The organism is Pseudomonas sp. m6p (genome assembly GCF_055760375.1).
Genome location: NZ_CM147084.1, coordinates 1406262 through 1421949, shown reverse-complemented (window position 1 = coordinate 1421949; position 15688 = coordinate 1406262). Strand labels below are relative to the sequence as shown.

Here is a 15688-nt window from a genome sequence, read left to right as displayed (position 1 = left end):
CAACCCGACGAACTCACAACCGACTTAATGCAAGCGAGGTGTAGCGATGAACAATTCACTGTCTTCGATGATTGTCCCCGGTGTGCTCTGGGGCCTGGTGCTGTTTTCCGTGGTCAGCTGGGCGATCCTGCTGGTCAAGTCGGCGCAATACCTGCGCCAGAAAGCCCAGAACAAACAGTTCAGCAAAGCCTTCTGGGGGGCACCGGATCTGCTCACCGCTGCCGAACACGCCAGCCAGTATCCGGGCTCGCTGGCGCGCATCGCCAGCAGCGGTTTCGAAGCCTTGCTGGTGGAAGAATCGCCGCGTACCACGCAACAACTGGCGCACACCATCAACCGTTCGGATCGCCTGGAACGCAACCTGCGCCAGCAGATCCAGAAAGAACGCCGCTCGCTGGAAAACGGCCAGGCGATCCTCGCCAGTATCGGCAGCACCGCGCCGTTCATTGGTCTGTTCGGCACCGTGTGGGGGATCATGGAAGCCCTGCAAAGCATCGGCGAAACCGGTTCGGCGAGCCTTGAAGCGGTCGCCGGCCCGATCGGTCACGCGCTGATCGCCACTGGCGTCGGGATCGCCGTCGCGGTCCCGGCGGTGCTGATTTACAACTTCTTTCTGCGCCGCCTGAAACTGGCCTCGGCAGACATGGATGACTTCGCCCACGACTTCGACGCCCTCGCCTCGCGCAGCGCGTTTTCCATCAGCCGCCAGGCCATCGCCAGCAAAACCACTGCCGCCGTGCGGGAGGCCAGCTGATGTCCTTTTCCACTCAAGACAGCGATGAAGTGCTCAGCGAAATGAACGTCACGCCGCTGGTGGACGTGATGCTCGTGCTGCTGGTGGTGTTTATCGTCACCGCACCGCTGATGACCAACGCGATCAAGGTCAACCTGCCGAAAACCGACGCCGTCGCCCCCGCCGAGAAGAAAGACCCGGTGGTGGTCAGCGTCGATCAGGACGGCAAGTTCTACCTGGCGAAAACCGAACTGGCACCGGAATCTCTGGAGGCCAGCCTCAAGGAGGTCAAGGCCAAGGACGCCGAGGTGCGCGTGCAGCTGCAGGCCGACGCCAACGTCAATTACGGCCAGGTGGCCAAGGCCATGGCGTCCATCGAACGCTCGGGCATCAGCAAGATTTCGGTGATGACCACCCACTGAGTGCGGTGTCGGGCGCGCGTTGAGAAACGCGCCCGACACCGCGAACCGCTTCCCGTCGCAATCAGCCGACCGAAAAACGCCAGACGTCTTCGGAGGGGATCGGCTTGCTTGAAGAAAGTGGCTTTCCGCATGCGGTATCACCGAAAGCGGAGCAATGAGGGGCTCACAAGGCCAATTCGATAACGTCTGATCAAGTCGGAAACAACCATGCTGATGAACACTCCACGCTTCACGCTCAAACCTTTGGTGGCAACGATTTCTCGTCACCGTTTTGTTCCGTTGTACCTGGTGGCCATGGGGATGGGCGCCGGGACCGTGCAAGCCGCCGAGGACGACAACGCCGCCGTCCCCGCTGCAGCCGCAGTGGTGGCACCGACCACGCAACTGCAACGGGTGGAAGTGACCGGCTCGGCGATTCGCCGGGTCGATGCGGAAACGGCCGTGCCGATCACCATTCTGAAAGCCGATGAGCTGCGCAAACAGGGCGTGACCACCACCGCCGAACTGGTGCAGCGGATCACCGGCAGCCAGTCGATCAACAACAGCGCAGGCTCGGTCGGCGCCGCCACCGGTGGCGCTTCGTTTGCCGACATGCGCGGCATCGGCGCAAACAAGACCCTGGTGCTGCTCAACGGTCGACGCCTGGCCAACAATGCCTTGTCCGGCACCAACTCGGCCGGTGGCGCGGTGGATCTGAACATGATCCCGTTTGCCGCCATCGAGCGCGTGGAAGTTCTGCGCGACGGCGCATCAGCCCTGTACGGCACCGACGCCATCGGCGGCGTAATCAACTTCATCACCAAAAAATCCCTGACCGACGGCCAGCTCACCCTCGGTGGCGAAACCCCGACCCACAGCGGCGGCGGTGCCACCAAAGACATGAGCGCCAGTTGGGGCTATGGCGATCTGGAGGAAGACCGCTTCAACGTGCTCGGCGTGTTCAACTACAACAAGCAGCAGAACCTCGACGCCAACGACCGCTCCTTCGCCCGCGACTACGATCCTGGTCGTGGCCTCGATCAGACCTCCGGCACCGCGTTCCCCGGCAACTACAGCCAGAACGGCAACGCCACCAACCCGTTGGCCAACAGCAATTGCAACGGGCCGAACCTGGTCGCGCGCGATGGCCTGTGCCGCTTCAGCACCCGCGAATACATCGACCTGATTCCGCAAACCGAAAAGACCTCGTTCTTCGGCAAGACCACCGGCAAACTCGGCGACGATCACAACGTCAACCTCGAATACTTCTGGTCACGCAACAACAACGCCACGGCGGTCGGCCCGGCCCCGCTCACCGGCCTGAGCCTGGATTCCTCGTCGCCGTACTACCCCGGCAACGGCATCACGCCTGGCCCGACGGGCTTCGCCCTCGACCCGACGCAACCGGTCGATGTGAACTGGCGCGAAACCGCCGCCGGCCCACGGGAATCGAAAGACCAGAACACCAGCCAGCGCTTTCTGCTGAGCTTCGACGGTCTGGTCGGCGGCTGGGATTACAACGTCGGCGCCTCGTACAACCAGAACAAAATCGTCTCCAGCGTCACCAGCGGCTATGTCAGCGATCAGGCGATGATCAACGGTCTGGCCAGTGGTCTGCTCAACCCGTTCGGCCCGCAATCCGCCGCCGGTCAGCAATATATCGACGCCGCGATGTACCACGGCGCCTACACCACCGCTGTCGGCCGCGTGGCCGGTTTTGACGGGCGGGTCAGCCGCGAAATCGGTGACTGGTTCGGTGCCGGGCCGGCCGGTCTGGCGCTGGGTGGCGAGTACCGCAAAGAGAAATTCCATCAGGATTTCGAGCAGTTTGCCGGTGACATCCAGAGCCTCGGCATCGACCCGGCCGGTAGCGTCGAGGGTGACCGCAGTGTGAAAGCCGCCTATGCGGAAATCAACGTGCCGGTGCTCGACAGCCTCGAACTGTCCGCCGCTGTGCGTCACGACAAATACAGCGACTTCGGCAGCACCACCAACCCGAAATACTCGTTCCGTTATCAGCCGCTCAAAGAGCTGGTGGTGCGCGGCGCGTACAGCGAAGGATTCCGGGCGCCGTCGCTCTACGAGCTGTATTCGCCGCGCAGCATCACCTACACCCAGGGCTACTACAACGATCCGGTGCTGTGTACCGGCGGCGTGGTGCAACCGGGTGGCAACGGCGGGCGCGATTGCGGTCAGCAGTTCCTCAATCAGATCGGCGGCAATGAAGATCTGGCTCCGGAGAAGGCGCGCAACGTGACGCTGGGCTTCGTCTATCAGCCGGTCAGCAACCTGTCGGTGGGGCTGGATTTCTGGTGGATTCACATCTCCAACCAGATCCAGCCGTTCCCTGAATCCACCGTGTTCGATCAGGCTGGCAGCTACCCGGATCGCTTCGTGCGCAACGCCGACGGCACGCTCAACTACATCGTCACCGGCAACGCCAACCTCGGCATCGTCGAAACCAACGGTGTCGATGTGTCGCTGGACTACCGCTTCCCGAACACCCCGTACGGCCAGTTCGGCCTGGGGCTGCAAGGCACCTACGTCGACAGTTATGACTTCCAGAGCACCATCAAAGGCCCGTTCACCGACAAGGTCGGCGATTTCGAAGGGGACGGCGTGATCGCGCGCTGGAAACACAACCTCACCGGCAGCTGGACCTTCGGCGCCGCAAGGGCGTCGCTGACCAACCGTTTCACCACCGGTTACAACGACTACGACCGCGATACCCATGCGCGCGTGGCGTCGTATTCGGTGTGGGACCTGTCGGCCGGCTACACCTTCAACAAGGTGCTGGATGTCGATGCCGGGATGAAGAACATGTTCGACCGCAACCCACCGTTCTCCAACCAGGCCTACAACTTCCAGAGCGGCTATGACCCGCGCTACACCGACCCGCTGGGCCGCACGCTGTTTGCGCGCATGACGTACCACTTCTAACCCCAGGGCTGGACACATCCTTTGTGTGACTGAGCTTTTGTGGTGAGGGGATTCATCCCCGATGGGGTGCGAAGCGCCCCCAAAACCTGAACTGCGGATGACCAGAATCACCGCATGCAATGGGTTTGCGACTGCTTCGCAGCCGGTCGGGGATAAATCCCCTCACCACAGGGCACTCCCACAGTTTTCAGCGTTGCCAGTGAGTTTTCGGGCTTAGAGGAAAAACTTCATGAGATTCATGCGCAACATGGCAGGCCTGCTGCTCGGCGGAGCTTTACTCTGCGCTGCCGTGCCGGCACTGGCCGCCGGCAGCTATGCACTGACGGTGTACGGCGAGGCGCCGAAGTATCCGGCGGGTTTCCAGCATTTCGATTTCGTCGATCCCGACGCGCCCAAGGGCGGTTCGCTCAGCCGGGCGTCGATGGAAATCGGCCAGTACAACTACATCACCCCGTATGCCGATCAGGGCATTTCCGTGGTGCAGGTCAACGACTGGGTGTATGCGCCGCTGGCGTTCCGTTCGCTGGACGAGCCCTACACCGTTTACGCACTGGTCGCGCAACAAATGGAACGCGATCCCGAGGGGCTCTGGGTGCGCTTCACCCTGAACCCCAAGGCCCGCTTCGCCGACGGCACGCCGATCACCGCCGAAGACGTGCGCTACACCTTCAACCTGCTGATGACCAAGGGCAGCCTCAGTTATCGCCAGCAGTACGCCGACGTGCAGGACGTGCTGATCGAAGGTCCACGGCAGGTGCGCTTCACCTTCAAGAACAACCTCAACCGCACCCTGGCGCTGGACCTGGCGACGCTGCGCGTGGTGCCCGAACACTGGTGGAAGACGCGCGACTTCGCCAACGGCGGCGGCTTCGAACCGCCGCTGGGCAGCGGTCCGTATCGCGTGAGCAAGGTCGACGCCGGGCGCAGCATCAGTTTCCAGCGCGATCCGGACTGGTGGGGCAAGGACCTGCCGGTCAGTCGCGGGATGTACAACTTCGACACGCTCACGGTGAATTTCTACGGCGACACCGACGTCGCTCGCCAACTGCTGCAGGCCGGTGCGTTCGATTACAACCGCGAGTTTTCTTCGTCCGGTTACGTGGTCGGCTACGACAGCCCGGCATTGCGTGACGGGCGTTTGCAACAGGCGATTCTCGCCCCGGAAAAACCCACGGCGGCGCAAGGCTTCGTGTTCAACCTGCAAAACCCGATTTTTCAGGATCGCCGCGTGCGTCAGGCGATCAGCCTGCTGTGGGATTTCGAATGGACCAACAAGCAGATGATGCGCGGCTTCTACGTGCGTCAGAACAGCTTCTGGCCCAAGAGTGAAATGGCCGCCACCGCCCTGCCCGACGCCGAGGAATTGAAGATCCTCGAACCGTTGCGCGGGCAGATCCCGGACGAGGTGTTCACCGAGGTCTATCAGGCGCCGAAAACCGACGGCAGCGGCTACATACGCGACAAGCAGTTGCAGGCGCTGAAACTGCTCGCCGAGGCGGGCTGGACGCCGCAACACAGCCGACTGGTCAACGCCGATGGCGAGCCGCTGGCGTTCACCTTCCTCGACGGTCAGGGCGGCTTCGACCGCATGCTGTTGCCATTCAAACGCACCCTCGCGCAGATCGGCATCACCCTGAATTTACGCCGGATCGATTCGGCGCAATACGTCAATCGGCTCAACGCCCGCGACTACGACATGATCGTCACCAGTTTCCCGCGCAGTGGCGATCCGATCGTCTCCCCCGGCCGCGAACTGTACAGCCTGTACGCCTCGCAAAGTGCCACGCAAGTCGGCAGTTCGAACTCGATGGTGCTGGCCAACCCGGCGGTCGATCAACTGATCGACGGGCTGGTCAAGGCCGACACCCGCGATGCCATGGTGCATTACGCCCGCGCCCTCGACCGGGTGCTGCAATGGGGTTACTACATGATTCCCAACTACTACTCCAAAGGCACGCCGACGGTGTATCAGAACCGCTTCGGCATGCCGCCGGTGCAACCGGCTTACGACGAAGGCCTCAACACCTGGTGGGAGGTCTCGGCCAAGCCGTTGACCACGCAACAGATGCACGCCCAGCTTGCGGGGGGCCAGTGACATGCTGCGTTATCTGAGTCGACGTTTGCTGCTGATCATCCCCACGCTGCTGTGCATCCTGGTGGTCAATTTCCTCATCGTGCAGGCCGCGCCGGGCGGCCCGGTGGAACAAGCCATCGCGCGTCTGCAAGGTTTCGGCGGGCACAGCATGGGCGGTGGTGGCGAAGTCGCTGCGACGGGCGGTGCCGGGCGCAGCAGCCGTGGCCTCGACCCGGCGCTGATCGAGGAAATCAAACACCACTACGGTTTCGACAAACCGATGCACGAACGCCTGTGGCTGATGCTGAAAAATTACGCGCAGCTGGATCTGGGCAGCAGTTTCTTTCGCGGTGCCAAGGTCACCGATCTGATCCTGCAGAAACTGCCGGTGTCGTTGTCGCTCGGCTTGTGGGCGACGCTGATCACCTACCTGATTTCGATCCCGTTGGGCATCCGCAAAGCGATCAGCAACGGCAGCGCATTCGATGTCTGGAGCAGCACCGCGATCATCATCGGCTACGCGATGCCGGCGTTTCTGTTTGCGATTCTGCTGATCGTGGTGTTCGCCGGCGGCAGCTACGTCAACTGGTTCCCGGTGCAGGGGCTGGTGTCGGATAACTTCGACAACCTCAGCACGTTGGGCAAGGTCGGCGACTACCTCTGGCACCTGGTGTTGCCGGTCACGGCGCTGGTCATCGGTGGCTTCGCCACCCTGACCATCCTCACCAAAAACAGCTTCCTCAACGAGATCAGCCGCCAGTACGTGATTACCGCACGGGCCAAGGGTCTGACCGAACGCCGCGTGCTTTACGGCCACGTGTTTCGCAACGCCATGCTGCTGGTGGTGGCGGGTGTGCCGTCGGCGCTGATCGAAGTGTTTTTCGCTGGCTCCTTGCTGATCGAAACCCTTTTCAACCTCGATGGCCTCGGGCGCATGAGCTACGAGGCGGCGGTGTCGCGGGACTATCCGGTGGTGTTCGGCGCGTTGTTCCTGTTCACCCTGTTCGGCCTGTTGATCAAGCTGATCGGCGACCTCAGCTACACCCTGCTCGACCCGCGCATCGACTTCTCGGCGAGGACTGCCTGATGTTCACACTCTCTCCTCTGGGTCAGCGCCGGGCCGCGCAGTTCAAGGCCAACCGCCGTGGGCGCTGGTCGTTATGGCTGTTCCTCGGCCTGTGCTTGATCTGCCTCGCTGGCGAACTGATTGCCAACGACAAACCCTTGGTGATCCGCTACCACGGCGCGTTGTACTTCCCGATCCTCAGCGATTACCTGGAAACCGATTTCGGCGGCGAGCTGCCGTTCCAGCCGGATTACGCCAGCGCTTACGTGCACTCGCTGATCGAGGATCAAGGCGGCTGGATGCTGTTTCCGCCGATTCCGTTCAGCTACGACACCGTCAACTACGACCTCACCGAACCGGCGCCAAGCCCGCCCTCGGCGAGCAACTGGCTGGGCACCGACGATCAGGCGCGGGACGTATTGGCGCGGGTGATTTTCGGCACACGAATTTCGATCCTGTTTGCGCTGATCCTCACCGGCATCAGTGCGTTGGTCGGTATCGTTGCCGGCGCGTTGCAGGGTTATTACGGCGGTTGGGTGGATTTGCTCGGGCAACGACTGCTGGAGATCTGGTCGGGGCTGCCGGTGCTGTATCTGCTGATCATTTTGTCCGGGTTTGTCTCGCCGAGTTTCTGGTGGCTGCTGGGGATCATGGCGCTGTTCTCCTGGTTGGCGCTGGTGGATGTGGTGCGCGCCGAGTTCCTCCGTGGACGCAATCTGGAATACGTCAAAGCCGCGCGGGCGCTGGGGCTGACCGACAGTGAGCTGATGTGCCGGCACATTCTGCCCAACGCAATGACCTCCACCCTGACCTATTTGCCATTCATTCTGACCGGCGCCATCGCCACCCTCACCGCGCTGGATTTTCTTGGCTTCGGCATGCCGGCGGGCACCGCCTCACTGGGCGAACTGATTGGCCAGGCCAAGCGCAATCTGCAAGCGCCGTGGCTGGGCCTGACGGCGTTTTTTGCCTTGGCGCTGATTCTGTCTTTGTTGGTGTTCATCGGTGAGGCTTGCCGAGACGCGTTTGATCCGAGGAGCTGACATGCAAAACCATTTGATCGAGATTCGCGACCTGCGCGTGGCCTTTGGCGAGCAGGCCGTGGTGCACGGTTTGAACCTCGACATTCGCCGTGGTGAATGTCTGGCGCTGGTCGGTGAGTCCGGCTCGGGCAAGTCGGTCACGGCGCATTCGATCCTGCGTTTGCTGCCGGGTAAAAGCGTCAGCAGCAGCGGTTCGATTACTTACAACGGGGTGAACTTGCTGCAGGCCAGCGAGCAACACCTGCGCGGTTTACGCGGCAACCGGATTGCGATGATTTTCCAGGAGCCGATGACCTCGCTGAACCCGTTGCACACGGTGGAAAAGCAAGTCAGTGAAGTGCTGGAAATTCATAAAGGCCTGAAGGGGCGCGCGGCACGTGAGCGGACGCTGGAACTGCTGGAACTGGTCGGTATTCGCCAGCCTTTGCAGCGCTTGAAAGCCTATCCGCATCAGCTGTCGGGCGGACAACGGCAACGGGTGATGATCGCCATGGCGCTGGCCAACGAGCCGGAACTGTTGATCGCCGATGAACCGACCACGGCGCTGGACGTGACCGTGCAGCAGAAGATTCTTGAGCTGTTGATCGAACTGCAACAACGATTGGGCATGTCACTGTTGCTGATCAGTCACGATCTGAATCTGGTGCGACGCATCGCGCAACGGGTGTGCGTAATGCGCCACGGTGAAATCGTCGAACAGGCCGATTGCGAGGCGCTGTTTCGCACCCCGCAACATCCTTACAGTCGCTTGTTGATCGAAGCGGAACCCAGCGGTGCTCCGGTGCCGAGTGCGTATCAACACAATCTGCTGGAAGTCGATGATCTGAAGGTCTGGTTTCCTCTGCCAAAGGCGCTGTTCAGTCGTTCGCAGGCGTACATCAAAGCGGTGGACGGCGTCAGCTTCCGCCTGCAACGCGGCAAAACGTTGGGGATTGTCGGCGAATCCGGTTCGGGCAAATCCACGCTGGGCCAGGCGATCCTGCGGCTGGTGGAATCCGAAGGCGAGATCCGCTTCGGCAACAAGCAACTGAGCCTGCTCAATCAGCGTTTGATGCGCCCGTTGCGGCGGCAGATTCAGGTGGTGTTCCAGGATCCGTTCGGCAGCCTGAGCCCGCGCATGTCGGTGCAACAGATCATTGCCGAAGGCCTGCTGACTCATGGCATTGGCACCGAGGCCGAGCGCGAGGCGGCGGTGATTCGCGTACTGGAGGAAGTCGGCCTCGACCCGAAGAGTCGCCATCGCTACCCCCACGAATTCTCCGGCGGCCAGCGCCAGCGCATCTCCATCGCCCGCGCATTGGTGCTGGAGCCGGCGCTGATCCTGCTCGACGAACCGACCTCGGCGCTGGATCGCACGGTGCAGAAACAAGTGGTGGAGCTGTTGCGACAATTGCAGATCAAGCATGGGCTGACCTATCTGTTCATCAGCCATGACCTGGCGGTGGTGCAGGCGCTGGCTCATGACTTGCTGGTGATCAAGGACGGCCAGGTGGTCGAGCAAGGGGCGTCGCGGGAGATCTTTGCTGCGCCGCAGCACCCCTACACCCAGGAACTGCTGAAAGCCTCCGGCCTGAGCGTCCCGCGTAAAACTGCCGAGCTTGTGTAGGAGCTGCCGCAGGCTGCGATCTTTTGATGTTGTTTTTCAAGAGCAAAAGATCGCAGCCTGCGGCAGCTCCTACAGGGGATTGGTGGGGCCTGGAGAATATTTTTCGGCCACTCCATCCAAACGCCTCCGTCACGGGTAGTCCCTGTAGCAGCCCTCTTCGGCTGTCAGCGGTTTACCCCTTTCGGAGATAACACAGATGAACATCACTCAACTGATTGGCCTCACCGGTTTGCTCGCCCTGTCCTCGACAACCTTCGCCCAGAGCAGCTATCCCGACGCGATCAAAGTCCCGGAAGGCCACAAGATCGCCATGGAAACCACCGGCGTCGGCGAGATCACCTATGAATGCCGCGACAAGCCCAACGCGGCCGGGCAGACCGAATGGACCTTCGTCGGCCCGAAAGCGGTGCTCAATGATCGCAGCGGCCAGCAGGTCGGCACCTACTTCGGCCCGCCCGCCACCTGGCAGGCCAAGGACGGTTCGAAAGTCACCGGCACGCAACTGGCCGTCGCCCCGTCGAGCCCGGGCAACCTGCCCTATCAACTGGTCAAGGCCAACCCCGCCGAAGGCAAAGGCGCGATGAGTGGCGTGAGTTATATCCAGCGTGTCGCGCTCAAGGGCGGCGTGGCCCCGGGCAGCGAATGCACGGCGGCGAACAAGGGCAAACAGGAAGTGGTGAAGTATCAGGCCGACTACATTTTCTGGGCGGCGAACTAGTTCCTTGATGCTCCTATGGGAGCGAACTGGTGGCGAGGGGATTCATCCCCGATGGGGCGCGAAGCGCCCCAATATCCGGCAACAGCGGGGTCAGGAATTCACCGCAACCAACGGTTACGGCTGCTGTGCAGCCGGTCGGGGATGAATCCCCTCACCACAAAGGCTCGCTCCCACAGTAGAAGACTGTTGGCTGGATGTTTGAAGAATGTGAGCTAGATTGCACCCCATGTCTTTGCCTGAACCGCTGTTCGATTACGACGCCCGTCTCGCGGCCTGCGCCCGCGGCGAGCACTCGGCCCTGCGCGATTTGTACGTGCAGGAAGGCCCGCGCCTGCTCGGCGTGGCCAAGCGACTGGTACGTGACACGGCGCTGGCCGAAGACATCGTGCATGAGGCGTTCATCAAGATCTGGAACTGTGCGGCGCAATTTGATCCGGCGCGCGGTTCAGCGCGCGGCTGGATGTTCAGCGTGACCCGGCATCTGGCGCTGAATCTGCTGCGCAATCAGGCTCGGGAGACGCCGTTCAGCGAAGATCATGAAATGCCCGCGAACGAAGATGACGGCTTCGATGCCCAGGCGCATTCAGGGCGCATCCATCGCTGCCTGGAACAACTCGACCCACAACGCCGAAGCTGCATCCTCCACGCCTATGTCGATGGCTACAGCCACGCGCAGATTTCCCAACGGTTGGACACGCCGCTGGGCACGGTCAAAGCCTGGATCAAACGCAGCCTCAACGCTTTGCGGGAGTGCATGGGATGACCACTGAATCGGCGCAGGAACGCGATGAACTGGCCAGTGAATACGTGCTCGGCACCCTGTCGGCGCCAGAGCGCGAAGCGGTGCAACGGCGCCTGCCCCACGAGCCCGAGCTACAAGCGGCGGTGGACGCCTGGGAGCGACGTTTGCTCGACCTGACCGATCTCGCCGGGACGCAGCAGCCATCGCCGCACTTGTGGCCGCGTATCGAGCGCAGTGTCGAGCAACTCTCACGAAAAACACCGGCTCCGGCGCCCACCTCATGGTGGAATCTGCTGCCGCTGTGGCGTGGGCTGAGCGCGTTCGGACTGGCCGCGACGCTGATCCTGGGCTCGATTCTGCTGACCCAGACCACGCCGAAACCCAGTTATCTGGTGGTGCTGGTCGCGCCGCAGGACAAGGCACCGGGCTGGGTGATTCAGGCCAGCAACGCCCGGGAAATTCAGCTGATCCCGCTGGGCGTGGTCGAAGTGCCGGCGGACAAGGCGCTGGAGTTCTGGACCAAGGCTGACGGCTGGCAAGGGCCGGTGTCGCTGGGGCTGGTCAAACCGGGGCAGACGCTGTCGGTGCCGCTGGATAAATTGCCGCCGCTGCAACCGAATCAGCTGTTCGAGCTGACGCTGGAAGGCGCCAATGGCTCGCCGATCGGTAAACCGACCGGGCCGATTCAGGCGATCGGCCGCGCCGTCAAAGTGCTTTGAACCCGCGTCAACCGGCCTTGGCCATGCAGCGTTTGTAGCGCTCATCCACGCGTTTGGCGAACCACGCCGTGGTCAGTTTGCGGGTGATTTTCGGGCTCTGCAGGACGATCCCTGGCAATACCGCGCGCGGCAAGGTCTTGCCTTCAGCCTTCTCGGCCAGTTCGAACACCCGTTGATAAAGCCTGGTGTCTTCAAACTCCAGGGTTTTGCCCTTTTCCAGTTGATCGCGAATCGTCGGGTTGCGCAGGCCCAGCGCTTTGCCGAGGGTGCGCACCGCCAGTTCGGTGCTGCCGGGCATGATCGAGTCGTAGCGAATCAAGTCGCCATCCAGCGCCAGCGGAATGCCCGAAGCTCGGCTGACGGCGTTCTGGAACGCGGCATTGCGGCTGGCGTACCAGCCGGCATTGAAGTCGGCGAAGCGGTACAGCGGCTCGCGGTAACTCACCGGGTAGCCAAGCAAATGCGCGATGCCGAAGTACATGCCGCCTCGGCGGGTGAACACTTCGTGGCGGATCGTGCCGTCTACCGGGTATGGATAGTCCTTGGCGTGCTGCTCGGCGAATTCGATGCTGACCTGCATCGGTCCGGCGGTGTGTACCGGGTTGAAGCCGCCGAACAAGGTGCGGCCCATCGGCACCCTGCCGATGAAGTCGTCAAAAATGGCGCTGAGTTCTTTTTCAGTGCGCGCCGCGTTCAAGCGTTCGCTGTAGGTCTTGCCGTTGGTGGAGCGCACTTGCAGCGCGCCGCTGACCAACAGGCCGGGGATATGCACTTTGGCGGCACGACGGTCGATTTCGTCGCGGGCAATCTTGCCCAGCCCCGGCACCGTCGGGTCGACCTGATAGGTCGATTCCTGCTCGGCCACGGCCAGCACTGAACAGAGATTCTGCGTGGTCGGGCTGATGTGCTGAGCGGCGAACGCGGCGTAGATGTCGGTGGCCCAGCCCTCGCGGTCGGGCACCTTGGCCGGCATCAGACGCACGATTTCGGCCTTCACTTCAGCCGGCGCACGCGGCGCCGGCTCCTGACTGCGCTGGCCGGCGCAACCGGCGAGCGCCAGCAGCGCAGCGAGGGTAATGAGTAATCGCATGTTGCTCCATCCAGTCCATTAAGCCCGGACACCATACACAATCCGTGTAGGCGCTGCCGCAGGCTCGGGCCGCGATCGGACGATCTTTTGATCTTGTCTTTTAGAAACCAAGTCAAAAGATCGCAGCCTGCGGCAGCTCCTACAGGTGCATGGGTGTTTTCAGGGGTGATGACAAACTGATTGCAAAACGTTACTGCGAACTCCTATCATTTGCACCTGGAGTCGTATTTGCGCAAGGAGTTCCCCGCGCCGCCCTATTTTTTCTTACCGGCCCTGCGCCTCCAGGTACGAATACATGCCCGCTTCAGTTCGCCTCGCTGTCCCGTTCCGCCCGACGCTTCTCGCCCTGCTGTGCTCCCTGACGGTCACCGCCCACGCTGCCGATGAAAACGGCAAGGCGCTGGTGCTCGACAATGTCAACGTCAACGCCCAGGCACCGACGCCCAACGCCCTGCCCCCGGTCTACGCCGGTGGTCAGGTCGCCCGTGGTGGTCAACTCGGCGTGCTCGGCAATCAGGACATGATGGACGTGCCGTTCAGCGCTGCGTCGTACACCGAACAGCTGATTCAGGATCAGCAAGCGGAAAACGTTGCCGATGTCCTGCTCAACGATGCCTCGGTACGTCAGGCTTCGGGCTTCTCCAACCAGGCGCAGGTGTTCATGATTCGCGGCCTGCCGCTCAACGGTGACGACATTTCCTATAACGGTCTGTACGGCGTGCTGCCCCGGCAGATCATTTCCAGCGACGCCCTGGAACGCGTGGAAGTGTTCAAAGGCCCGAACGCCTTCATCAACGGCGTGACCCCGACCGGCTCCGGCATCGGCGGTGGCGTCAACCTGCAGCCTAAGCGTGCCGGCGACGAGCCGCTGCGCCGCTACACCACCGACATCAACAGCGAAGGCCGGATCGGTCAGCACCTCGATATTGGCCAGCGTTTCGGCGAAGACAACCGCTTTGGCGCGCGGGTCAACCTGTCCCAGCGCGAAGGCGACACCGGCATCGATCACGAAAACCAGCGTTCGAAACTGTTCGCCATCGGCCTCGATTATCGCGGTGACGCGCTGCGTATTTCCGGCGACTTCGCCTACCAGAAGGAACGCGTCAACGGTGGCCGCAACTCGGTCAACCTCGGCACCGCCACGCACATTCCGGACGCGCCGTCGGCCGACACCAACTACGCGCCGAAGTGGGGCTACACCGACATCGAAGACACCTTCGGCATGCTCCGTGCCGAATACGACCTGAACGACAACTGGACCGCGTACGTCGCCGGCGGCGCCAAGCACACCCGCGAAGTCGGCCGCTACAACTCGACCACGCTGGTGGGCAACAATGGCGCCTCGTACACCACCGGCTCGTTCATCCCCCACGACGAGGACAACACCAGCCTGATGGCCGGCCTCAACGGCAAATTCAACACCGGCGCGGTCAGCCACAAGTTCAATTTCGGCCTTAGCGGTCTGTGGGCCGAACAGCGCAGCGCCTATGATTTCGACCTGACCCAGTACGCCAACAATATCTACCACCCGGTGGAAACCCCGTCGCCGGTCGGTAATTTTTCCGGCGGCGACCTCAGCGATCCGGGCATCGTCGGCAAGACCTTCAACCGCAGCCTCGCACTCTCCGACACCCTCGGTTTCTTCGATGACCGCCTGCTGATCACCGCAGGCCTGCGTCGTCAGCAACTGGTGGTGCAAGGCTACAACTACGCCAATTACGGCAGCGGCAGTCGCAAGTCGAGCTACGACGAATCGATCACCACGCCGGTCTACGGCATTGTCTTCAAACCGTGGGAGCACGTGTCGTTCTACGCCAACCACATCGAAGGCCTGGCGCAAGGCCCGACTTCGCCGACCAGCACCGGCGGTTTGCGCGTGACCAACGGCAACGAAGTCTACGCACCGGCACGCTCCAAGCAGACCGAGGCCGGGGTCAAGGTCGACATGGGCACTTACGGCGCGAGCCTGGGCGTGTACCGCATCGAGCAGCCGAGCGATGGCTACTGTGAAATCAACAGCGCCACCACCTGCACCTACGTGCGTGAAGGCGAGCAGATCAATAAAGGCGTAGAGATGAACGTGTTCGGCGAGCCGATCAACGGCCTGCGTCTGATCAGCGGCCTGACCCTGATGGACACCGAACTGCGCAACACCCAGAACGGCGCCAACGACGGCAACCGCGCCATTGGCGTGCCGAGCTTCCAGTTCAACGCCGGCGCCGACTGGGATGTACCGGGCCTGCAAGGCGTGGCGCTGAATGCGCGGATGCTGCGCACCGGCGGCCAGTACGCCGACGCGGCCAACAACCTTAGCCTGCCGACCTGGAATCGCTTCGATGCCGGTGCGCGTTACGCCTTCAAGGTCGCGCAGAAAGACGTGACCCTGCGTCTGGGCGTCGAAAACCTGGCGAACAAGAAGTATTGGGAATCGGCGCAGGGCGGCTATCTGACCCAGGGAGAGCCACGGGTGGCGAAGTTGTCGGGCACCATCGATTTCTAAGCGTCATCCCGCCGTAACAAAGGCCCCGCAGCTTTACCGTTGCGGGGCCTTTTTTG

Annotated in this window: 12 protein-coding genes; 11 read left to right on the top strand and 1 reads right to left on the bottom strand. The window is 62.1% G+C overall.

Annotation, left to right across the window (positions count from 1 at the left end; genetic code table 11):
• Positions 1-46: 46 nt before the first annotated feature.
• The 10 genes from ACYZUM_RS06415 (at position 47) to ACYZUM_RS06370 (ending at position 12042) form a co-directional block, all read left to right on the top strand.
• Positions 47-754: a MotA/TolQ/ExbB proton channel family protein gene (locus ACYZUM_RS06415; protein WP_007966644.1), complete on the top strand. Its 708-nt coding sequence runs from the start codon at positions 47-49 to the stop codon at positions 752-754.
• Complete coding sequence (locus ACYZUM_RS06410; protein WP_003223575.1) at positions 754-1155, top strand: ExbD/TolR family protein; 402 nt, start codon at positions 754-756, stop codon at positions 1153-1155. The genes ACYZUM_RS06415 and ACYZUM_RS06410 overlap by 1 nt, the downstream gene beginning before the upstream one ends.
• A 207-nt stretch (positions 1156-1362) precedes the next feature.
• Positions 1363-4074, top strand: coding sequence for a TonB-dependent receptor (locus tag ACYZUM_RS06405; RefSeq protein ID WP_440829033.1), 2712 nt, complete (start codon positions 1363-1365; stop codon positions 4072-4074).
• Between the two features lie 229 nt (positions 4075-4303).
• Entirely contained in the window at positions 4304-6169 is a 1866-nt protein-coding gene (locus ACYZUM_RS06400; protein WP_108182252.1) for an extracellular solute-binding protein, read from the top strand.
• Between the two features lies 1 nt (position 6170).
• Entirely contained in the window at positions 6171-7235 is a 1065-nt protein-coding gene (locus ACYZUM_RS06395) for a microcin C ABC transporter permease YejB (RefSeq protein WP_108182251.1), read from the top strand.
• Positions 7235-8257, top strand: a complete 1023-nt coding sequence (locus ACYZUM_RS06390) for an ABC transporter permease (RefSeq protein WP_108182250.1) — start codon at positions 7235-7237, stop codon at positions 8255-8257. Before ACYZUM_RS06395 ends, ACYZUM_RS06390 begins: the two co-directional genes overlap by 1 nt.
• A gap of 1 nt (position 8258) precedes the next feature.
• Positions 8259-9863 carry an ABC transporter ATP-binding protein gene (locus tag ACYZUM_RS06385; RefSeq protein WP_108182249.1) on the top strand — a complete coding sequence of 535 codons (1605 nt, stop codon included), beginning with the start codon at positions 8259-8261 and terminating at the stop codon, positions 9861-9863.
• Positions 9864-10059: 196 nt separating this feature from the next.
• The gene (locus tag ACYZUM_RS06380) at positions 10060-10581 is read left to right on the top strand and encodes a DUF3455 domain-containing protein (protein ID WP_108182248.1); all 522 of its coding nucleotides are present in this window, start codon (positions 10060-10062) and stop codon (positions 10579-10581) included.
• A 226-nt stretch (positions 10582-10807) separates the two neighbouring features.
• On the top strand, positions 10808-11344 hold the full coding sequence (locus ACYZUM_RS06375) for a sigma-70 family RNA polymerase sigma factor (RefSeq protein WP_108182247.1): 537 nt from the start codon (positions 10808-10810) through the stop codon (positions 11342-11344).
• Positions 11341-12042 (top strand): anti-sigma factor, encoded by a 702-nt coding sequence (locus ACYZUM_RS06370; protein ID WP_108182246.1) that lies wholly within the window; start codon positions 11341-11343, stop codon positions 12040-12042. Before ACYZUM_RS06375 ends, ACYZUM_RS06370 begins: the two co-directional genes overlap by 4 nt.
• A gap of 7 nt (positions 12043-12049) precedes the next feature.
• Here the strand turns inward: ACYZUM_RS06370 and ACYZUM_RS06365 are convergent, their stop codons facing one another.
• Entirely contained in the window at positions 12050-13132 is a 1083-nt protein-coding gene (locus ACYZUM_RS06365; RefSeq protein ID WP_108182245.1) for a DUF1615 domain-containing protein, read from the bottom strand.
• Positions 13133-13427: 295 nt separating this feature from the next.
• On the opposite strand from ACYZUM_RS06365, the gene ACYZUM_RS06360 reads away from it, so the two are divergent.
• Positions 13428-15632: a TonB-dependent receptor gene (locus ACYZUM_RS06360; protein ID WP_108182244.1), complete on the top strand. Its 2205-nt coding sequence runs from the start codon at positions 13428-13430 to the stop codon at positions 15630-15632.
• Positions 15633-15688: the final 56 nt, after the last annotated feature.